The following is a 21,023-nucleotide window of genomic DNA, read 5'->3' as shown; positions in this document are numbered from 1 at the left end:
GTGTCAGTTGAATGACAACGTTTTTTTAATTTTATGCACAGTGTGTGGATAACGCGACGCCGGTCTCAGGCATCGCGCGGTAGCCCTTTTTCAATGGCGCGGACCAGCCGCTTTTGCTGCGGCGGTTGCACGTCCACGGCCAGTGCCCGGCGGCGTGCCAGCTGCTGGGTAATTGCCCAGGTAATGTGTTCGTCCAGCAGAGCGTTTTCACCCTGGCGGCTCTGCAGGGCGTGGAGGATCGCCTGATCCCACGGCGCATTGCCCATGGCCACGGCAATATTGCGCAACCAGCGAAAGTGACCGATGCGTCGGATGGCAGATCCTTCGGTCACGCGCAGAAACGTCGCTTCACTCCACGCAAACAGCGCAATCAGTTCCGGCGCGTGCAGTACGCGACGCGGCGAGAAATCATCTTCATCCGTTAGCTGGCCGTAGCGGTTCCACGGGCAGATCAGCTGGCAGTCGTCACAGCCGTAGATGCGGTTGCCCATCAGCGGGCGCAGCGCTTCAGGAATGGCGCCCTCCAGCTCAATGGTCAGATAGGAGATACAGCGTCGCGCATCCACCACATAGGGCTCAACAATTGCGCCGGTCGGGCAGGTGGTCAGACAGGCGACGCAGCGGCCGCACTGTTCCGGCTGCGGCGCGTCAACCGGCAGCGGCACATCGATCAGCAGCTCACCCAGAAAAAACCACGATCCCGCTTCGCGATTCAATACCAGCGAGTGCTTTCCCGTCCATCCCAGCCCGGCCTTGACCGCCAGCGGCCGCTCCAGCAGCGGCGCCGAGTCGACAAAAGGGCGGTAGTTCAGCGCGATGCAGTGCTCGCGAATACGATCGCCGAGCCGTTTCAGCCGCTGACGTAATACTTTGTGATAATCGCGCCCCAGCGCATAGCGACTAACATATCCAAGGCGAGGATTTTTTAACGTGGTGGCGAAGGCGGCTTTCGCCGGCAGGTAGTTCATGCGCACGCTGATCACGCGTAGCGTGCCGGGCAGCAGCTCATGAGGGCGCGCGCGCATCATGCCGTGCCGCGCCATCCATGCCATCTCGCCGTGATACTGCTTCTTCAGCCAGGCCTGCAGCCGGGGCTCCTCCGGGCTCAGATCGGTATCGCAGATGCCGACCTGCTGGAAGCCCAGTTCGCGACCCCACTGTTTAATGTTTTCCGTCAAGGCGACGAGATCGAGAGGGTGTGACATGCAAGACCTGAAAACGTCAAATAGGAGCGGCAGTTTACCACACTCTGCCTGGCCCGCCGACCGCCTGCGGTCGCTGGAGCGGAATGCCGCCGATGCGCTGGGGCTGACGCTGTTTGAACTGATGCAGCGGGCCGGGGAGGCGCTGTGGCGCGCGGCATCGGCGCGCTTTCCCGCCGCCCGTCACTGGCTGATTCTCTGCGGCCACGGCAATAACGGCGGGGACGGCTACGTGCTGGCCCGGCTGGCGCGATCGGGGGGATGCAATGTGACGCTGCTTGCCGTTGAAAGTGAGCGACCACTACCAGAAGAGGCTGCTCTGGCGCGGGATGCCTGGCTGAATGCCGGTGGGGAGATTCATTCGCTGTCGGCTCCCTGGCCTGAGCAGGTTGACGTGATTGTTGATGCGCTGCTCGGCACCGGACTGAATCGGGCGCCCGACGGACCCGTTGCCGCCGTGATTGCGCAGATCAATCAGCATCCGGCCCCGGCGGTAGCGGCGGACGTGCCCAGTGGGCTGATGGCCAGCAGCGGTGCAGTACCGGGCGTGTGCGTCACGGCAGCACTGACCGTCAGCTTTATTGTCTTAAAAAGCGGATTGCTAACCGGGAAAGCGCGCGACTACGTGGGGGAGCTGCAGTGCGATGCGCTTGGCCTGAGCGTCTGGCTGAAGGCGCAACCCGCGCCGTGGCAGCGGCTCGATGCGGCGCTGCTTCCCGGTTGGCTGCCACCGCGCCGTCCCACGTCGCACAAGGGCGATCACGGTAAACTGCTGTTGATCGGGGGCGATCGCGGTACCGCCGGGGCGATTCGGATGGCCGCAGAGGCGGCGCTGCGCACCGGTGCTGGACTTGTGCGAGTGCTTACTCACAAAACGAATCTGGTGCCGTTGCTGACCGCGCGGCCCGAACTGATGGTCGATGAGCTGGATGCGGAGCGGCTGGACGCGGCGCTGGCGTGGGCGGACATCATCACTGTCGGTCCGGGGCTGGGGCAGCGCGAGTGGGGTAAAAATGCGCTTTCGCAGGTGAAAACTGCGCAAAAACCGATGCTGTGGGATGCAGATGCATTAAACCTGCTGGCTTTCAGCGCGGAGAAACGTCAAAATCGCGTCATTACGCCGCACCCTGGGGAAGCGGCTCGCCTGCTGGGATGCACGGTGACGGAGATTGAGCACGACCGCCTGCGTGCCGCGCAGCGGCTGGCCGAACGCTACGGTGGCACCGTGGTGCTAAAAGGTGCCGGCACGCTGATTGTCAGCCAGCAGGGCGAGCAGGCCATCGCCGATGTGGGTAATCCGGGGATGGCCGCCGGGGGAATGGGCGATGTGTTATCAGGGATCATCAGTAGCCTGATGGCGCAGGGCCTGGCACCCTTTACCGCCGCCTGCGCCGGTTGCGTGGTACACGGTGCCGCGGCCGATCTGCGGGCGCAGCGCTACGGCACACGCGGCATGCTGGCAACCGATTTGTTCACGGCCCTTTATCCTTTCGTTAATCCTGGAATCGCACAAGAAGAATGAGTATCCGAGTAGAGAAATTGCCTGATGAAGCCGCTACCCTCGCACTGGGTGGCCGACTGGCGTCCCTGTGCCAGGGGACGGTTGTGATTCACCTGAGCGGCGATCTCGGTGCCGGAAAAACCACCTTTAGCCGGGGGTTTCTGCAGGCACTGGGGCATCAGGGTAATGTTAAAAGCCCCACTTATACCCTGGTTGAACCCTATGCGCTGGGCGATCGTCAGGTATACCATTTTGATCTCTACCGGCTGGCCGATCCTGAAGAGCTCGAGTTCATGGGGATCCGCGATTATTTCAGCGGCGATGCCATCTGCCTGGTGGAGTGGCCACAGCAGGGCAGCGGCGTTCTGCCGGAGCCGGACCTCGCCCTGACCCTGAGCTGGCTGGACCACGGTCGCGAAGGGGTTATTCGCGCCTGTTCGGCGAAGGGCGAGGCGATGCTGGCGCGGCTGACCCCGCCTGAGGCGCAGCCATGATTCGCGCGCTGCTCAGCGGTTTACTGCTGTGGCTACTGCTGGGCGCAGTGTCGGCCGGCGCGGCGAATCTGGCCGATATTCGCGTCGCTAACGGCAGTAACCATGCGACCGTGACGCTGCGCTTCAGCGGCCAGCCGGTATATGCCTTTTTTCCGCTGAGCCACCCCAACCGCGTGGTGCTGGATATTCGCCAGAGCGGTGTAATTCAGGGGCTGCCGCTGACCTTCAGCGGTGACAACATCGTGAAGCGGATTCGTTCCAGTCAGCCAAAAGACAGCCAGAGCATCCGACTGGTGTTCGAGCTGACCCAGCCGGGCAAAACCCGTGCGGTCACGCAGCGCAGCGGCAATGACTACAACGTGGTGTTTACGATTAAAGGGCAGCAGCCCACCGCGCCGACGGCCGGTAACGCCCGCGTCACCGCGCCGCGCCCGTCGGTGCCTGCCCGCAATCCCTTTGATGAAAACAAAATCACGGTCGCCAGCAGCGGTAACACGCGCGTGGCGCCGGGGCAGCGGAGCCAGCACCGTAATGACACGGTGGTGGTCGCCATTGATGCCGGTCACGGCGGTCAGGATCCGGGGGCCATCGGGCCAGGCGGAACCAAAGAGAAAAACGTCACGATTGCCATTGCGCGCAAGCTCAAGGCGTTACTCAATGCCGATCCGATGTTTCGCGGCGTGCTGACGCGCGATGGCGACTATTTTATTTCGGTGATGGGCCGCTCGGATGTGGCCCGCAAGCAAAATGCTAACGTGCTGGTATCCATTCACGCCGATGCGGCGCCCAACCGCAGCGCGACCGGCGCCTCGGTGTGGGTGCTGTCGAATCGCCGGGCCAACAGTGAGATGGCCAACTGGCTGGAACAGCATGAGAAGCAGTCTGAGCTGCTGGGCGGGGCCGGCGATCTGCTGGCCAACAGTCAGGCGGACCCGTACCTCAGTCAGGCGGTGCTGGATCTGCAGTTTGGCCACTCGCAGCGCGTCGGCTACGACGTGGCGATGAAAGTGATTGCTCAGCTACAGCGCGTCGGTTCGCTGCATAAGCGCCGGCCTGAGCACGCCAGTCTTGGCGTGCTGCGTTCGCCGGATATCCCCTCACTGCTGGTGGAAACCGGCTTTATCAGTAATCCTGCGGAGGAGCGGCTGCTGGCAAGCAGTGCGTACCAGGAAAAGATTGCCGAGTCGATTTATAAAGGCTTGCGTAATTACTTCCTGACGCACCCGTTACAATCTGTCCCAAAGGAGGAAAACCGTCCGTTGCGGTCCGCAACGGCGGTTGAAACCCAGCCCGCAACGGCCGCCCGTCAGGGGGTGACCCGGCGTCACGTGGTACAGCGTGGCGAAACGCTGTCCGGTATTGCGGTGAAATATGGCGTCAGCATGCAGACCCTGATAACGCTCAACCACCTGAAGAAACCGGGCGTGTGGGTCGGGCAGCGACTTCGCGTCCCGGCGCCGTACGCGCCGGCGCGTACAGCGCCGGTGCGGCGACATAAGGTGGTGATCGGCGATTCGCTCAGCGCCATTGCCGCCCACTACGGCGTCAGTTCGCAGGCGATCATGCAGACCAACAAGATGAAAAGCAGCAACGTGATGCTGGGGCAAACGCTGACCATCCCCGCATCCTGACGCGGCGCAACACGGGATATTTTATGCCAATTCAGATCTTAACCCCGCAGCTGGCTAACCAGATCGCCGCCGGTGAAGTGGTGGAACGCCCGGCCTCGGTGGTGAAAGAGCTGGTGGAAAACAGCCTTGACGCCGGGGCGACCCGCATCGATATCGATATCGAAAAAGGCGGTGCGAAGCTGATTCGCATCCGCGACAACGGTCAGGGCATTGGCAAAGAGGAGCTGGCGCTGGCGCTGGCGCGGCACGCCACCAGTAAAATCAGCTCGCTCGATGATTTGGAAGCCATCCTCAGCCTCGGTTTTCGCGGCGAAGCGCTGGCCAGCATCAGCTCGGTATCGCGCCTGACGCTGACGTCACGTACCGCTGAGCAAAGCGAAGCCTGGCAGGCCTACGCCGAGGGACGCGACATGGCGGTAGCGGTAAAACCCGCAGCGCATCCGCAGGGGACGACGCTCGAAGTGCTGGATCTGTTCTACAACACCCCTGCCCGACGCAAGTTTATGCGCACCGAAAAAACCGAGTTTAGTCATATCGATGAAGTGGTGCGCCGGATTGCGCTGGCGCGCTTCGACGTTGCCATTAACCTGAGCCACAACGGCAAAATGATGCGCCAGTACCGTGCGGCTGGCGATCCGGCCCAGCGTGAGCGGCGGCTGGCGGCCATCTGCGGCGCGCCGTTCCTCAGCCACGCGCTGGCCATTGAGTGGCAGCACGGCGAACTGGCGCTCAGCGGCTGGGTGGCGGATCCAGCGGGATCGCGTCAGCTGACGGATCTGCAGTATTGCTACGTCAACGGTCGGGTGATGCGGGATCGGCTAATCAATCACGCCATCCGTCAGGCTTATCAGGACAAGCTGGGCGACGACTGCCAGCCGGCGTACGTGCTCTACCTGACGCTCGACCCCCACCAGGTGGACGTTAATGTGCATCCGGCCAAGCATGAGGTGCGTTTTCACCAGGCGCGACTGGTGCACGATTTTATTTATCAGGGCGTGGTGAGCGTTATTCAGCAGAGCGCCGCGCCAACGCTGCCGGTGCTGGACGACGACACCGCCGCTCTCCCGCGCTGGCAGCCAGAAAACCGCCAGGCAGCGGGTGAAAATCACTTCAGTCGTCCCGTGGCGCCGGCCGCCGATGCCAGCGCCGGGCGGCGCAGCGGCGGATCCGCCGGCCGGGTGACGCCGGCGTGGCCGCAGCAGCAACCGGGATACCACCGCCGGGAAGGGGCGCTGTATCGCAGTCTGCTGCAGCCGGATACCGACGGCGCGGAGGCATCGGTCGACGCCGGTGAACCGCCGGCGCGTCAGCCGCTGTTCCCTTCCCGTGCGGCCGCTTCGGCGGATGCGGCCACCGCCCCGCCGGCGGAGCCGGCGCTGAGCGGCCACACTCACAGCTTTGGTCGGGTACTGACGGTGATTGCCGACTGTGCGCTGGTGGAACGTGCCAGCGGGCTGGCGCTGATTGCGCTAGCCACCGCCGCGCGCTGGCTGTGCCAGGCGCAGCTGACGCCGCCTGCCGAGGGACTGAAGCCGCAACCGCTGCTGATCCCGGTGCGGTTAAAAATCGACAAACCGGAGCGGGCCATTGTCGCCTCTCATGCGGCGCTGTTAGTGCAGTTTGGCCTCGATTTGCAGCAGGAGGCACAGCATGTGACGCTGCGCGCGGTGCCTTTACCATTGCGCCAACAAAATTTACAAATCTTGATTCCTGACCTGTTAGGCTATCTCGCCCGGCAGCCGGATGTGGACCCCGAGCGGGTTACGCAGTGGCTGGCGCGTCACGCGGTGACGCCGCATCCGGAGTGGAATCACTCACAGGCGATTGCGTTGTTAACCGAGGTGGAGCGGCTCTGTCCGCAGCTGGTCAAAGCGCCGCCGGCGGGATTGCTACAACCGGTCGCATTGGAGACGGCACTAAACGCCCTGAAACATGAGTGATATCGGTACGGCTGGCCTGCCTAAGGCTATATTTTTGATGGGGCCCACGGCCTCCGGCAAGACCGCGCTGGCGATCCGTCTGCGTCAGCATCTGCCGGTGGATATTATTAGCGTGGATTCGGCGCTCATTTACCGCGGCATGGACATTGGTACCGCCAAGCCTGACGCGAGCGAGCTGGCCCAGGCTCCCCATCGCCTGTTGGATATCCGCGATCCGGCCGAGGCTTACTCGGCGGCCGAATTTCGGCGCGATGCGCTGGCGGAAATGGCTGACATTACCGCCGCCGGCCGCATTCCCCTGCTGGTGGGTGGCACCATGCTCTATTACAAAGCGCTACTGGAAGGATTGTCGCCGTTGCCCCCGGCTGACCCCGCGGTGCGCCAGCAGATAGAGCAGCAGGCCAGTGAGCAGGGATGGGAGCGTCTGCACGCGCGGTTGTGTGAGATTGATCTCGTTGCGGGTAAGCGTATTCATCCGAATGATCCGCAGAGACTTTCCCGCGCACTGGAAGTTTTTTTTATTTCGGGTAAAACTTTAACGGAACTGACAAAAACTGCCGGCGAAGCCTTACCCTACCGGGTTCATCAGTTTGCCATCGCCCCGGCGAGTCGCGAACAGCTGCATCAGCGTATTGAACAGCGCTTTCAGCAGATGTTGGCGTCAGGATTTGAAGCGGAAACGCGTGCGCTGCTGGCGCGCGGTGATTTGCATACGGATTTGCCTTCTATCCGTTGTGTCGGCTACCGCCAGATGTGGTCATATCTGCTGGGGGAAACCGGTTACGATGAGATGGTTTACCGGGGAATTTGCGCGACGCGACAGCTGGCGAAGCGCCAAATGACCTGGCTGCGGGGTTGGGATGCTGTCCACTGGTTAGACAGTGAACAACCCGATGCGGCTTTGCACAGCGTGTTACAGGTAGTTGGTGCACCGTAACCGCGAATGTGTACAATTGAGCCGTTATCGTGCGCGAATTTTTTAGGTAGTTTTTCAGAGCCGACAGGCTCTTAAGTGATAAACAACAAGCATATAAGGAAAAGATAGAATGGCTAAGGGGCAATCATTACAAGACCCGTTCCTGAACGCACTGCGTCGCGAACGTGTTCCGGTTTCTATTTATCTGGTCAACGGTATCAAGCTGCAGGGGCAGATTGAATCCTTTGACCAGTTTGTGATTTTATTAAAAAACACGGTAAGCCAGATGGTGTATAAGCACGCTATCTCGACCGTTGTTCCGTCCCGTCCGGTTTCCCACCACAGCAATAATAATGCGGGTGGCGGTAGCAACAACTATCATCACGGCGGTAATCATCAGGCTGCAGCAGCGACTCAGCCGCAACAAGACAGCGGCGACGCAGAATAAGCGTGCGCCCTGCCAGCCACGACGGGGAGCCCGGCTGGCTCCCCGTTATGGTGCCTAAAACGAGAGAGGTCCCGCTTGTTTGACCGTTATGATGCCGGTGAGCAGGCCATCCTGGTTCACATCTATTTTTCGCAAGACAAAGACATGGAAGATTTGCAAGAGTTTGAAACTCTTGTCTCTTCTGCCGGTGTTGAAGCGCTTCGCGTCGTGACGGGCAGTCGTAAAGCTCCGCATCCCAAATATTTTGTTGGCGAAGGCAAAGCCGTGGAAATTGCCGAGGCGGTGAAAGCCTCCGGTGCTTCGGTAGTGCTGTTCGATCACGCACTGACGCCGGCGCAGGAACGTAACCTCGAGCGGCTGTGTGAATGCCGGGTAATTGATCGTACCGGCCTGATTTTAGATATTTTTGCCCAGCGCGCCCGCACCCATGAAGGGAAACTGCAGGTTGAGCTGGCGCAGCTGCGGCACCTCGCGACCCGACTGGTGCGCGGCTGGACCCACCTTGAGCGCCAGAAGGGTGGGATTGGCCTGCGCGGCCCGGGAGAAACACAGCTGGAGACCGACCGCCGCCTGCTGCGTAATCGCATTGGTCAGATTCTGTCGCGGCTCGAGCGCGTGGAAAAACAGCGCGATCAGGGGCGGCAGGCGCGGGCCAAGGCCGACGTGCCTACCGTCTCGCTGGTGGGCTACACCAACGCCGGCAAATCGACCCTGTTTAACGCCATGACGTCGGCGGACGTGTATGCCGCCGATCAGCTGTTTGCTACGCTCGACCCGACCCTGCGCCGCATTGATGTGCATGACGTTGGCGAGGTTGTGATGGCCGATACCGTTGGCTTTATTCGCCACCTGCCACACGATCTGGTCGCCGCCTTCAAGGCGACGCTGCAGGAGACGCGGCAGGCCACGCTGCTGCTGCACGTCATCGATGCCGCCGATGTGCGGATGGATGAGAATATCGACGCGGTCAATCTGGTACTGGATGAGATTGAGGCGCTGGACATTCCTCAGCTGCAGGTGATGAACAAAATCGACATGCTCGATGGCTTTGAGCCGCGTATCGATCGTGACGAAGAGAACCGACCGATGCGGGTCTGGCTCTCGGCGCAGAGCGGCGCGGGCGTGCCGCTGCTGCTGCAGGCACTCACGGAGCGTCTCGCCGGTGAAATCGCGCAGTTTGATCTGCGTCTGCCGCCGGAAGCGGGACGCCTCCGCAGCCGTTTCTATCAGCTGCACGCGATAGAAAAGGAATGGAATGAAGAAGATGGCAGCGTAGGGCTTCACGTCCGTATGCCTGTTGTTGACTGGCGCCGGCTGTGCAAGCAGGAACCGACGCTAACCGGTTACATTGTTTGATCGATTTTGCCTGAGACTTGTATATTCCGGCCGCTGGCGAGCGTCAGCGGCCTGTATATCCACCGCACACATAAAGAATGGAGCATAAACATGGCGTGGAATCAGCCCGGTAATAACGGACAGGACCGCGACCCGTGGGGAAGCAGCAATAATCAAGGCGGCAACTCTGGGGGAAACAAGGGAGGGCGCGATAAGGGGCCTCCTGATTTAGACGATATCTTCCGTAAGCTGAGCAAGAAGCTTGGTGGACTGGGCGGTGGTAATAAAGGCGGTGACAGCAACAGCGGCAAAACCGGCCAGGGTCACGGCGGCCGCCTGTTTGGCATCGTGGCGGTGATTGCGGTGTTAGTCTGGGCCGCCAGCGGCTTCTATACCATTAAAGAAGCGGAGCGTGGGGTCGTCCTGCGCTTCGGTAAGTTCAGCCACCTGGTCGATCCGGGTCTGAACTGGAAGCCCACTTTTATCGATCAGGTGCAGGCGGTAAACGTGGAGGCCGTACGCGAGCTCTCCGCAGCGGGTACTATGCTGACCTCGGATGAAAACGTGGTGCGCGTTGAGATGAACGTGCAGTACCGCGTCACCAATCCGGAGCAGTACCTGTATGCGACCACCAATGCGGAAAACAGCCTGCGGCAGGCTACCGACAGCGCGCTGCGCGGCGTGATTGGCCGCTCTACGATGGATCGCATCCTGACCGAAGGGCGTACCGTGGTGCGTAGCGAAACGCAGCGCGAGCTGGAAGAGACCATTCGCCCGTACGACATGGGGATCACGCTGCTGGACGTCAACTTCCAGACGGCGCGTCCGCCGGAAGAGGTGAAAGCCGCGTTTGATGACGCCATTGCCGCGCGGGAAAACCGCGAGCAGAAAGTGCGTGAAGCGGAGGCTTATGCTAACGGCATCATCCCGCAGGCACGCGGTAACGCTCAGGAAACGCTGGAAAAATCCCGCGCGTACAAAACCCGCGTCACGCTGGAAGCTCAGGGTGAAGTGGACAGCTTTGCCCGCATCCTGCCGGAATATAAAGCCGCCCCGCAAATCACCCGCGAGCGTCTCTATATCGAAACCATGGAGCGCGTGCTGGGTAACACCCGTAAAGTGCTGGTTAACGATAAAGGCAATAACCTGATGGTGCTGCCGCTGGATCAGCTGATGCGCGGTCAGAGCGGTGCCAGCGCCCCCCGCGAGCAGAGCAACACCAACCTGACGCGCGTGCCGCCGGCCAACACGAACAGCGATCGTCCTGCCCGTTCGTCGTTCAGTCCTGAGGACATTATGGATCAGCGCCGGATCAACTCCGTGCGCAACGACACCCAGCGCGAAGGGAGAGAGTAATCAATGCGTAAGCCATTAGTCATTTTGTTAATTATCGTGCTGGTTGTGCTTTATGCCTCACTGTTTGTGGTGCAGGAAGGGCAGCGCGGCATCGTCATGCGCTTTGGCAAAGTGCTGCGCGATGACGAAAATAAGCCGATGATTTATGCTCCCGGTCTGCACCTGAAGATCCCGTTCCTCGAGTCGGTGAAAACCCTCGATGCGCGTCTGCAAACCATGGATAATCAGGCTGATCGCTTCGTCACGAAAGAGAAGAAAGATCTGATCGTCGACTCGTACATCAAGTGGCGGATCAGCGACTTTAGCCGCTATTACCTGGCTACCGGCGGTGGCGATACCTCCCAGGCGGAAGTGCTGCTGAAGCGGAAATTCAGTGACCGTCTGCGCTCTGAAATCGGTCGTCTGGACGTGAAAGACATCGTTACTGACTCGCGGGGACGGCTGACTACCGACGTGCGCGACGCGCTGAACACCGGAACCGCTGGCAATGATGACGTCGCCACGCCGGCGGCGGACGATGCGATTGCTTCGGTTGCCAAACGCGTTGAGCAGGAGACCAGCAGCAACGAGCCGGCGCCTAATCCAAACAGTATGGCAGCACTGGGTATCGAAGTGGTTGATGTGCGCATCAAGCAGATCAACCTGCCAACGGAAGTCTCTGACGCGATCTATGCCCGTATGCGCGCCGAGCGTGAGTCGGTGGCGCGCAGCCAGCGTGCGCAGGGTGATGAAGAGGCGGCAAAAGTGGTCGCTCAGGCAGATTACGAAGTGGCGTCCATTGCCGCAACGGCCGAGCGCCAGGCGCGGATCACCCGCGGTGAAGGGGATGCGGCAGCGGCCAAGCTGTATGCCGATGCTTTCAGCCAGGATCCGGACTTCTACGCCTTTATTCGCAGCCTGCGTGCGTATGAGAACAGCTTCAAGAGCAATAACCAGGATGTGCTGGTGTTGAGCCCGGACAGCGACTTCTTCCGCTATATGAAGACGCCGTCTCACACCGCGCCGTAATTTCTGTTATAACTCAGATCACGGGTCGGCTCTCGCCGGCCCGTTTTTTTTGGGGATAAGCGGATGAGTACAACGGTATGGCTGGCGCTGGCGCTGGTGCTGGTGATTGAGGGGATTGGCCCGATGTTTTTACCCCGTATCTGGCGGCGGATGATCCTCTCTATGGCGCAGCTGCCCGATCGCCTGCTGCGTCGCTTTGGTGGCGGGCTGGCGGTAGCCGGGGTGGTGATTTACTGTATGCTGCGCAGCCGCGGCGATCTGTAAGGCCTTATTGTGCGCTTTGTTCTTCAGACGGCTGCAGCGGTCAAAAAAACTGCGCAACCGTATGCTAAAAGTGCTGAAAGCTAAAAATGACGATGGTAGAATCCATTTTTAAGCAATCGGTGATTTTAGGAAATGGGTAAGAACGTCGTCGTACTGGGCACCCAATGGGGTGACGAAGGAAAAGGTAAGATTGTTGACCTTTTAACTGAACGCGCGCAATACGTGGTGCGCTACCAGGGTGGTCATAATGCGGGCCACACACTTGTCATCAACGGTGAAAAAACCGTCCTCCACTTAATTCCCTCTGGCATTCTGCGTGCAAACGTCACCAGCATCATCGGCAACGGTGTGGTGCTGTCACCCGCTGCGCTGATGAAAGAGATGAAGGAACTGGAAGATCGCGGCGTCCCGGTGCGCGAACGTCTGTTGTTATCTGAAGCCTGCCCGTTAATCCTCGATTATCACGTCAAAATGGACCTCGCGCGTGAAAAAGCGCGCGGTGATAAAGCGATTGGTACCACCGGTCGCGGCATCGGTCCGGCGTACGAAGACAAAGTGGCTCGCCGCGGCCTGCGCGTCGGCGATCTGTTCAACAAAGAGACCTTTGCTGCGAAGCTGAAAGAGATCGTTGATTTCTATAACTTCCAGCTGGTTCAGTACTACCAAGAAGAAGCGGTAGATTATGATACCGTTCTTCGCGACGTGATGGCGGTGTCTGACATCCTGACCGGGATGGTGGTCGACGTGTCCGATCTGCTGGACACCGCTCGTCAGAACGGCGACCTGATCATGTTTGAAGGCGCGCAGGGCACCCTGCTGGATATTGACCACGGAACTTACCCCTACGTTACGTCGTCCAACACCACCGCCGGCGGCGTGGCGACCGGTTCCGGTATCGGTCCGCGCTATGTCGACTACGTGCTGGGCATTGTGAAGGCGTACTCCACTCGCGTGGGGGCCGGTCCGTTCCCGACCGAACTGTTTGATGAGACCGGCGAATTCCTGTGCACTCAGGGGCACGAATTTGGCGCGACCACCGGACGCCGCCGTCGCACCGGCTGGCTGGACGCGGTTGCGGTGCGCCGCGCGGTACAGATCAACTCACTGTCGGGTTTCTGCATGACCAAGCTGGACGTGCTGGACGGTCTGAAAGAAGTGAAAATCTGTGTGGCTTACCGCATGCCGGACGGGCGTGAAGTGACCACCACGCCGCTGGCCGCGGAGGGCTGGGAAGGCATTGAGCCGATTTACGAAACGCTGCCGGGCTGGAGCGAAAGCACCTTCGGTGTGAAAACCGTTGAGGGGCTGCCGCAGGCCGCACGCGACTTTATCAAGCGCGTGGAAGAGGTGACCGGCGTGCCGGTAGACATCATCTCTACCGGACCTGACCGCAGTGAGACCATGATTCTGCGTGATCCGTTTGACGCCTAATCATCGTCGCGGCCGGGACCGTTGTCCCGGCCGCTGTTTTTTGCTTCCCGCCTCTGTTGTATCTGCCTTTTTCCCCGTCATCACATGAAGGTAACCGCTTTTTTGCTGGCTGGTTTATCATCATTAGGTGCGCGCGTTATTTTCGCGTCGTGCGTCCGCTACACCGTGTTGATTCAGAGGTCATCGTGCAGTTAACGAGTTTTACTGATTATGGTTTGCGCGCCCTGATTTACCTGGCGGCCTTACCGCCGGACAAAATGACCAGCATCAGCGAAGTGACGGAGACCTATGGCGTGTCACGTAACCACATGGTCAAAATCATTCACCAGCTTAGCCGCACCGGCTACGTCGACACGGTGCGCGGCAAGCATGGCGGGATCCGGCTGGGCAAGCCGGCGCGGCAGATTGGTATCGGCCAGGTAATCCGCGATCTTGAGCCGCTGCAGCTGGTAAATTGCCACGGTGACTTTTGCCATATTACGCCGGCCTGCCGGTTAAAAACCGTCCTGCGCGACGCGGTCACTGCCTTCCTTCAGGAGCTGGACCGCTACACGCTGGCCGACTTAGTGGCCGATAACGCGCCACTTTACACATTATTGCTGGGTGACAAGACGTCATCCGGCCCGCGATGACAACGGAGGAACCGCATGTCACACGATCCTTTTCAGCAACGAGAAGCAGAAAAATACGATAACCCAATTCCCAGCCGCGAATTCATTCTGGCGCACTTAGACAAACGCGAGAAGCCGGCCAGCCGTGAAGAGCTGGCTAATGAGCTGGGATTGAGCAGCGAAGAGCATCTGGAGGCGCTGCGTCGTCGCCTGCGCGCCATGGAGCGCGACGGGCAACTGGTCTTTACCCGCCGCCAGTGCTACGCGCTGCCGGAGCGTCTCGACCTCTCCCGCGGCAAAGTGATTGGCCACCGCGATGGCTATGGCTTCCTGCGGGTGGAAGGCAGTAAAGATGACCTCTACCTTTCTGCTGAGCAGATGAAGATGTGTATGCACGGCGACGAAATTCTCGCTCAGGCGCTGGGCGCCGACCGTAAAGGCCGGCGTGAAGCGCGGGTGGTACGGGTCGTGGAACCGCGTAATCCGCAGATTGTCGGCCGCTACTTCACCGACGCCGGCGTCGGGTTTGTGGTACCAGACGACAGCCGCCTGAGTTTTGATATTCTCGTGCCGCCGGAAGAGACCCAGGGCGCACGTATGGGCTTTGTGGTGGTGGTGGAGCTGCTGCAGCGTCCGACTCGTCGCAGCAAGGCGATCGGTAAAGTCGTCGAAGTGCTGGGTGACAATATGGGTACCGGTATGGCGGTAGACATGGCGCTGCGCACCCACGATATTCCACACGTCTGGCCGGAAGCGGTTGAGAAAGAGATTGCCAGCCTGCGCGAAGAGGTGCCGGAATCGGCGAAGCAGGGACGCGTCGATCTGCGGCAGCTGCCGCTGGTGACCATTGATGGCGAAGATGCGCGCGATTTCGATGATGCGGTCTACTGTGAGAAAAAGCGCGGCGGCGGCTGGCGCCTGTGGGTGGCGATCGCTGATGTCAGCTACTACGTTCGCCCCGGCAAGCCGCTGGATGACGAGGCGCAAAACCGCGGGACGTCGGTCTATTTCCCGTCTCAGGTAGTGCCGATGCTGCCGGAAGTGCTCTCGAACGGTCTCTGCTCGCTGAATCCGCAAGTTGATCGCCTGTGTATGGTGTGCGAAATGACCGTGTCGGCGAAAGGCAAGCTGACCGGCTTTCGCCACTATGAAGCGGTCATGAACTCCCATGCGCGGCTGACTTACAACAAGGTGTGGCACATCCTGCAGGGCGACGCCGAGCTGCGCGCGCAGTACCAGCCGCTGGTGAAGCACCTGGAAGAGCTGTATAGCCTCTATCAGGCGCTGGACGGCGCTCGCGCTGAGCGCGGCGGGATTGCCTTTGAGACTGAAGAAGCGAAGTTTATTTTTAACGCCGATCGCCGCATTGAGCGCGTGGAGCCGACGGTGCGCAACGACGCCCACAAGCTGATCGAGGAGTGTATGATCCTCGCCAATATCGCCTCGGCGCGCTATGTGGAAAAGCTGAAACAGCCGGCGCTGTTCCGCGTGCACGATCGCCCGAGCGAAGACAGCATCACCAGCTTCCGCTCGGTGCTTGGCGAACTGGGGCTGTCGCTGCCTGGCGGCAGCAAAGCGCAGCCGAAAGATTATGCAGAACTGCTGCACACCATTGCCGATCGTCCCGACCACGAAATGCTGCAAACGATGCTGCTGCGCTCCATGAAGCAGGCTATCTACGATCCGGAAAACCGCGGACACTTCGGCCTGGCGCTGACCTCTTACGCACACTTTACCTCGCCGATCCGCCGCTATCCGGATCTGCTGCTGCACCGGGCGATCAAATACCTGCTGGCGCAGGAGGCGGGCACCCTGCAGGGCAACAGCACGCCGACCGGCGGCCATCACTATAGCCTTGAGCAGATGCTGCAGCTGGGCCAGCACTGCTCAATGGCCGAGCGCCGTGCGGATGAAGCGACCCGCGACGTTGCCGACTGGCTGAAATGCGACTTTATGCAGGACCAGGTGGGCCAGACCTTCAACGGCATCATCTCCAGCGTCACCGGCTTTGGCTTCTTCGTGCGCCTCGACGATCTGTTTATCGATGGCCTGGTGCACGTTTCGACGCTGGATAATGACTATTACCGCTTTGATGCGGTGGGGCAGCGGCTGATCGGTGAGGCGGGTGGGCGCACTTATCGCCTTGGCGATGCGGTCGAAGTGCGGGTAGAAGCGGTACACATGGACGAGCGCAAAATTGATTTCGCGCTGATTTCCAGTACCCGCAAGCCGCGCGGCGAAGGCAAAACCGCCCGTGAAAAAGGGAAAAAGCTGCGCAGCGACGGCGGAGCAGGGGGAAAGCGTCGCCAACAGCGTAAAGGGGTGAACTTTGAGCCGGACGCCGCCTTCCGCAAGGAAAAACCGGCCGCCGCGAAAACCGACAAGGCGAAGAGTGAGAAAAAAGCCAAAAAAGTGTCGGAAAAAACCCGTAAAATCGCCGCTGCCACCAAAGCTAAGCGGGCGGCAAAGAAAAAAACCAGCGCAGAATAATCGCCTGGCGGGAGGGCCTCCCGCCCGACAAGGTACAGGAACGACATGAGTGAAATAATTTTTGGTATCCACGCGGTGCAGGCGCTGCTGGAACGTGATCCCCAACGCTTTCAGCAGGTTTTTGTGCTGAAAGGGCGCGACGATCGCCGCCTGCAGCCGACCATCAAAGCGCTGGAGGCGCAGGGCGTGGTGGTGCAGCTGGCGAACCGTCAGTGGCTGGATGACAAGACGGAAGGTGCCGTTCACCAGGGCATCGTGGCCCTGGTGAAGCCGGGACGGCAGTATCAGGAGAACGATCTGCCGGATCTGCTGGCCAGCCTCGAACAGCCATTTCTGCTGATTCTTGATGGCGTCACCGATCCGCACAACCTGGGTGCCTGCCTGCGCAGCGCCGACGCCGCCGGTGTCCATGCGGTAATTGTGCCACGCGACCGCTCGGCGCAGCTGAACGCCACGGCGAAAAAAGTGGCCTGCGGCGCGGCGGAGAGCGTCCCGCTGATCCGCGTGACCAACCTCGCGCGTACAATGCGTCTGCTGCAGGAGTCTGGCGTCTGGCTGGTGGGGACCGCGGGTGAAGCTGACCACACCCTGTTCCAGAGCAAAATGACCGGTCCGATGGCGCTGGTCATGGGCGCAGAAGGCGAGGGGATGCGTCGCCTGACCCGCGAACACTGCGACGAGCTCATCAGCATCCCGATGGCCGGCAGCGTCTCTTCGCTGAACGTCTCCGTGGCCACCGGCATCTGCCTGTTTGAAGCGGTGCGCCAGCGCAGCGCTCGCTGATTAGACCGGGGCGCAACGTGCGCCCCGTTTCGCAGGCCACTCTGCCCCGCGGCCAGATTGTCCCTCCCCTGTGGCCGCGCCGGGGGCCGGCGAAGTCCGCCCCGCCTGTGTGCTGTATTGCCCACTCACTCCCCGTACTGGCAACGCGCGCCGTGGCCCCGGAAAAGTAAGCGTGTGCTTACCCTGTTGTAGACCGAAAGCGTTGCTGCGTTTTGGCCTGCCCACTGCGCGGACCGGCGCAGCCGGCAGCGTGTCTGCGCGTCACGTTCACGAGTGATTACTTACCGTTGGCTGCCGACGCTGCGGGACCGTAGAGCACCGCATCGGCACGCCATACGCCGGTGAGCATCTCATCATCCAGCGCCACGATACGGTACCAGGACGCACCCTGCGCGCGCGCTTTGGCGGCGATCGCCCGCGCGGCGTCATCGGGTGAACCGCGCACTATCGCGCTGACGTTGCCGATTTTTTGCAGCGTCAGGCTTTGCGCGCGGTTGATCTCCTGCGGCTCCGCCCCGGGCGGCGGCGCAGGCTGCGGGGTGAGCGAAGCGCAGCCTGTCAGTAGCAGGCCAGCCATTACGGTGAACACCCGTTTCATTGTGGTGACGCCGGGAGGGGAACATGCGTTAAGTGTATCACTCCCTGAGCGGGAGCGGGCTGAGGGCGGGGACGACGGACAGCCCTGCGGGCTGGGCGATCTGCGCGGGCCGACGAAGCCATCGGTCATTCTGCTGGATTGCGGCCCCTGTCTGCGGCAGCGGCGGGGCAACCCGGACGATGCCGGGCGATCGCCACATCATCCATCAGCGCCCTGAGCCAGGTAAGCGGCCGCGGATGCGTATCATTGCTGCCGGCGCCGGGCGTGCGGCTTCACTCCCTGGCTCAGCGACTCGCCGATCAGATAGGTCACCTCTTCCGCCGTCCGGACGCTGCGCCCGTGCCGCTGCTGCACCCACCGCAACGCCTCCTGCCGTATGCGCCCGTCAGGGGGGGCTTGAGGGCGGCCCGCCGCGCCAGCATGGTAGAACAGAGGGCTATCTCCGCCATTCGCATGATCCATGCCCGCCACAGGGCGCGGGTATCCCGGATCGGGCCGGTGGTGCTGGCGTTGCGGGTCACGGTGGTCACGCCGGCCGCGCGCAGCCGGTAGTCGTCGCAACCCGCGTCAGGGGCTGGCCGTCGCGGTTGGCATGGCTGTTACCCACCGCCGCGGCGGCAGATTTTATTTTGACTGGCGGCTTGAGTTCGGCGCGCGCTGCCAGTATGATTACGCGTCAATTTTTCAGCCGCATTTACAGGCTGTGCGCGGGCCGCATCATGCGATGCGCCAAACACGGTCTTTCACGTTCCTTGCTTCCACGGGCCGCGGCTGACCCTGACAGGAGGCTGAATAATCCGTAAGGAGCAATTTCGATGCGTCATTACGAAATCGTATTTATGGTTCATCCTGACCAGAGCGAACAGGTTCCTGGCATGATCGAGCGTTACACTGGTGCTATCACTGGTGCTCAGGGCACGATCCACCGCCTGGAAGACTGGGGCCGTCGTCAGCTGGCTTACCCGATCAACAAACTGCACAAAGCGCACTACGTTCTGCTGAACGTGGAAGCACCGCAGGAAGTGATCGACGAGCTGGAAACGAACTTCCGCTTCAACGACGCCGTTATCCGCAGCATGGTTATGCGCGTTAAGCACGCGGTAACTGAAGCTTCCCCGATGGTCAAAGCGAAAGATGAGCGCCGTGAGCGTCGTGAAGATTTCGCCAGCGAATCCACCGAAGAAGCCGAAACTGGGGATTCTGAAGAGTAATCGCTGGTGACGGATAATCGACTGACGCTGTCTGGCACGGTGTGCAAGACCCCGTTGCGGAAAGTCAGTCCGTCAGGCATTCCACATTGTCAGCTGGTGCTCGAGCATCGGTCTCAGCAGGTGGAAGCCGGGTTTACCCGGCAGGCGTGGTGCAGAATGCCCGTTGTGATCAGCGGCAAAGCTCACCTCGCTATTACTCACAGTATAACGGTCGGCACGCACCTTACCGTTTCAGGCTTTATCAGCACCCATCAGGGGCGTAACGGTCTGAATAAAATGGTTCTGCATGCCGAGCAGATTGAATTGATAGATTCTGGAGACTAGCCAAATGGCACGTTATTTCCGTCGTCGCAAGTTCTGCCGTTTCACCGCGGAAGGCGTTCAAGAGATTGACTATAAAGACATCGCTACGCTGAAAAACTACATCACCGAGAGCGGTAAAATTGTACCGAGCCGCATCACCGGTACTCGCGCTAAATACCAGCGTCAGCTGGCTCGTGCTATCAAGCGCGCGCGTTACCTGTCTCTGCTGCCATACACCGATCGTCATCAGTAATTGGCCGCTGTCCATTAACGACTTTAAGAGGATAAGGTAATGCAAGTTATTCTGCTTGATAAAGTAGCAAACCTGGGCAGCCTGGGTGATCAGGTTAACGTTAAAGCGGGCTACGCTCGTAACTTCCTGGTTCCACAGGGTAAAGCTGTTCCGGCTACCAAGAAAAACGTCGAGTTTTTCGAAGCGCGCCGCGCTGAACTGGAAGCCAAGCTGGCAGACGTTCTGGCCGCTGCACAGGCGCGTGCTGAGAAAATCAGCGCCCTGGGCACGGTGACCATCGCGTCTAAATCCGGCGACGAAGGTAAACTGTTCGGCTCCATCGGTACCCGCGACATCGCTGATGCTGTTACTGCAGCTGGCGTTGACGTGAACAAAAGCGAAGTTCGCCTGCCGAACGGCGTTCTGCGTACGACCGGTGAGCACGAAGTGGACTTCCAGGTTCACAGCGATGTGTTCGCAAAACTGACTGTTAACGTGGTTGCTGAATAAGCATTGCGTTTGCGGTCAAAAGAAGCGCCGGCCTTGTGCCGGCGTTTTTTTTTGCCTGCGGCGTGGGCCGTCACTGCGCGCGCAGAAAGCTGCCGTCGGGTTGCCGGGTAAACAGCACCGGACCGCTGCTGCCCTCGACGCTCAGCGCCGTCACCACCCCCTGCGCATCCTGGCGGATTTTTACCGCCTGCCCGGCGCTCAGGCTACTCAGCGGCTTGTCACTACCCTCTTCGCGCGCCATCGCAAATACATCATTGACCGGCAGATTATTATCACGAAATAGCTGGGCGAGGGTTTGGCCAGCGGCTACGCGGTAGCTGCGCCAGCTGCCTTCGCTGTCGCTGGCGGCCGGCGCTGGATCGTTGTCGGGTGCGGCGGGTTCAGCCGGGTCAACCAGCTCGGCCTGCAGCGGGACCTCCGTGGCCGACGGTGAGGCGGGCGCGGGCGTGCTGCGCGGCGCCGGCGTGGGCCATAGAAAGGCCAGCAGTACGATCAGCAGTGTGAGCATGATCGCGCGGCGGTGTGGTACAGGCAGGGGATCCATCCAGCGCAGCTGCGCCGGCCAGTGCCACAGGCGCTGGATAAAAGTATGGCGTGAGGAGGTCTGCGGCATACGGTTCTCCTTTGGCGGCGGCAGCAACTGTAGCAGCCGCGTTTGTAACCGGCGTGCGGACAGCGACAGGGACGCCAGCGCAGACGCGCGTGCAGGCGATTTACGCCGCCGGGGGGCTATCTGACCCATGTAATCTCTCTTAACTG

The 21,023-nt window shown here is 60.7% G+C and carries 21 protein-coding genes; 18 read left to right on the top strand and 3 right to left on the bottom strand.

What is annotated here, in order from left to right; translation table 11 throughout:
* Window positions 1-65 precede the first annotated feature (65 nt).
* On the bottom strand, window positions 66-1,205 hold the full coding sequence (gene queG / locus BS626_RS12630; protein ID WP_075182759.1) for a tRNA epoxyqueuosine(34) reductase QueG: 1,140 nt from the start codon (window positions 1,203-1,205) through the stop codon (window positions 66-68).
* Between queG and nnr the strand changes: the two genes are divergently transcribed.
* From nnr to rlmB, 14 genes are all read left to right on the top strand, one after another.
* A complete protein-coding gene (gene nnr / locus BS626_RS12625; RefSeq protein WP_075182758.1) occupies window positions 1,204-2,724 on the top strand; it encodes a bifunctional ADP-dependent NAD(P)H-hydrate dehydratase/NAD(P)H-hydrate epimerase in 1,521 nt (506 codons plus the stop codon). The genes queG and nnr overlap by 2 nt on opposite strands.
* Window positions 2,721-3,197 carry a tRNA (adenosine(37)-N6)-threonylcarbamoyltransferase complex ATPase subunit type 1 TsaE gene (gene tsaE, locus BS626_RS12620; RefSeq protein ID WP_075182757.1) on the top strand — a complete coding sequence of 159 codons (477 nt, stop codon included), beginning with the start codon at window positions 2,721-2,723 and terminating at the stop codon, window positions 3,195-3,197. The genes nnr and tsaE overlap by 4 nt, the downstream gene beginning before the upstream one ends.
* The gene (gene amiB, locus BS626_RS12615) at window positions 3,194-4,828 is read left to right on the top strand and encodes an N-acetylmuramoyl-L-alanine amidase AmiB (protein ID WP_075182756.1); all 1,635 of its coding nucleotides are present in this window, start codon (window positions 3,194-3,196) and stop codon (window positions 4,826-4,828) included. The genes tsaE and amiB overlap by 4 nt, the downstream gene beginning before the upstream one ends.
* 23 nt (window positions 4,829-4,851) lie before the next feature.
* Complete coding sequence (mutL, locus tag BS626_RS12610; RefSeq protein WP_075182755.1) at window positions 4,852-6,768, top strand: DNA mismatch repair endonuclease MutL; 1,917 nt, start codon at window positions 4,852-4,854, stop codon at window positions 6,766-6,768.
* A complete protein-coding gene (gene miaA / locus BS626_RS12605; protein WP_075182754.1) occupies window positions 6,761-7,705 on the top strand; it encodes a tRNA (adenosine(37)-N6)-dimethylallyltransferase MiaA in 945 nt (314 codons plus the stop codon). Before mutL ends, miaA begins: the two co-directional genes overlap by 8 nt.
* A 109-nt stretch (window positions 7,706-7,814) precedes the next feature.
* Complete coding sequence (hfq, locus tag BS626_RS12600; protein ID WP_075182753.1) at window positions 7,815-8,132, top strand: RNA chaperone Hfq; 318 nt, start codon at window positions 7,815-7,817, stop codon at window positions 8,130-8,132.
* A 75-nt stretch (window positions 8,133-8,207) separates the two neighbouring features.
* Window positions 8,208-9,488, top strand: a complete 1,281-nt coding sequence (gene hflX, locus BS626_RS12595) for a ribosome rescue GTPase HflX (RefSeq protein ID WP_075182752.1) — start codon at window positions 8,208-8,210, stop codon at window positions 9,486-9,488.
* Window positions 9,489-9,578: 90 nt separating this feature from the next.
* Window positions 9,579-10,823 carry an FtsH protease activity modulator HflK gene (hflK, locus tag BS626_RS12590; protein ID WP_075182751.1) on the top strand — a complete coding sequence of 415 codons (1,245 nt, stop codon included), beginning with the start codon at window positions 9,579-9,581 and terminating at the stop codon, window positions 10,821-10,823.
* 3 nt (window positions 10,824-10,826) lie between these two features.
* Entirely contained in the window at window positions 10,827-11,831 is a 1,005-nt protein-coding gene (hflC, locus tag BS626_RS12585) for a protease modulator HflC (RefSeq protein WP_075182750.1), read from the top strand.
* A 63-nt stretch (window positions 11,832-11,894) separates the two neighbouring features.
* Window positions 11,895-12,095: a DUF2065 domain-containing protein gene (locus BS626_RS12580; RefSeq protein ID WP_075182749.1), complete on the top strand. Its 201-nt coding sequence runs from the start codon at window positions 11,895-11,897 to the stop codon at window positions 12,093-12,095.
* A 132-nt stretch (window positions 12,096-12,227) separates the two neighbouring features.
* Complete coding sequence (locus BS626_RS12575) at window positions 12,228-13,526, top strand: adenylosuccinate synthase (RefSeq protein WP_075182748.1); 1,299 nt, start codon at window positions 12,228-12,230, stop codon at window positions 13,524-13,526.
* Window positions 13,527-13,711: 185 nt separating this feature from the next.
* Window positions 13,712-14,158, top strand: a complete 447-nt coding sequence (gene nsrR, locus BS626_RS12570) for a nitric oxide-sensing transcriptional repressor NsrR (RefSeq protein ID WP_075182817.1) — start codon at window positions 13,712-13,714, stop codon at window positions 14,156-14,158.
* A gap of 15 nt (window positions 14,159-14,173) precedes the next feature.
* Entirely contained in the window at window positions 14,174-16,627 is a 2,454-nt protein-coding gene (gene rnr / locus BS626_RS12565) for a ribonuclease R (protein WP_075182747.1), read from the top strand.
* A 45-nt stretch (window positions 16,628-16,672) separates the two neighbouring features.
* Window positions 16,673-17,410 (top strand): 23S rRNA (guanosine(2251)-2'-O)-methyltransferase RlmB, encoded by a 738-nt coding sequence (gene rlmB, locus BS626_RS12560; protein WP_075182746.1) that lies wholly within the window; start codon window positions 16,673-16,675, stop codon window positions 17,408-17,410.
* Between the two features lie 277 nt (window positions 17,411-17,687).
* On the opposite strand, the gene bsmA is transcribed toward rlmB, so the two are convergent.
* Window positions 17,688-18,008: a biofilm peroxide resistance protein BsmA gene (gene bsmA / locus BS626_RS12555; protein ID WP_075182745.1), complete on the bottom strand. Its 321-nt coding sequence runs from the start codon at window positions 18,006-18,008 to the stop codon at window positions 17,688-17,690.
* An 815-nt stretch (window positions 18,009-18,823) separates the two neighbouring features.
* Between bsmA and rpsF the strand changes: the two genes are divergently transcribed.
* From rpsF to rplI, 4 genes are read left to right on the top strand one after another with little or no spacing between them, the layout of a single operon-like run.
* Window positions 18,824-19,219, top strand: coding sequence for a 30S ribosomal protein S6 (gene rpsF / locus BS626_RS12545; RefSeq protein ID WP_075182743.1), 396 nt, complete (start codon window positions 18,824-18,826; stop codon window positions 19,217-19,219).
* A 6-nt stretch (window positions 19,220-19,225) separates the two neighbouring features.
* Complete coding sequence (gene priB / locus BS626_RS12540) at window positions 19,226-19,543, top strand: primosomal replication protein N (protein WP_075182742.1); 318 nt, start codon at window positions 19,226-19,228, stop codon at window positions 19,541-19,543.
* A 4-nt stretch (window positions 19,544-19,547) separates the two neighbouring features.
* Window positions 19,548-19,775, top strand: a complete 228-nt coding sequence (gene rpsR / locus BS626_RS12535; protein ID WP_000135199.1) for a 30S ribosomal protein S18 — start codon at window positions 19,548-19,550, stop codon at window positions 19,773-19,775.
* A gap of 39 nt (window positions 19,776-19,814) precedes the next feature.
* Window positions 19,815-20,264, top strand: a complete 450-nt coding sequence (gene rplI, locus BS626_RS12530) for a 50S ribosomal protein L9 (RefSeq protein WP_075182741.1) — start codon at window positions 19,815-19,817, stop codon at window positions 20,262-20,264.
* Between the two features lie 70 nt (window positions 20,265-20,334).
* On the opposite strand, the gene BS626_RS12525 is transcribed toward rplI, so the two are convergent.
* Window positions 20,335-20,877, bottom strand: coding sequence for an OapA family protein (locus tag BS626_RS12525; RefSeq protein WP_075182740.1), 543 nt, complete (start codon window positions 20,875-20,877; stop codon window positions 20,335-20,337).
* Between the last annotated feature and the right edge of the window lie 146 nt (window positions 20,878-21,023).

Source organism: Pantoea sp. 1.19 (assembly GCF_001922585.1).
Classification (GTDB): Bacteria; Pseudomonadota; Gammaproteobacteria; order Enterobacterales; family Enterobacteriaceae; genus 1-19.
This window is presented reverse-complemented; position numbering and strand designations above follow the sequence as displayed.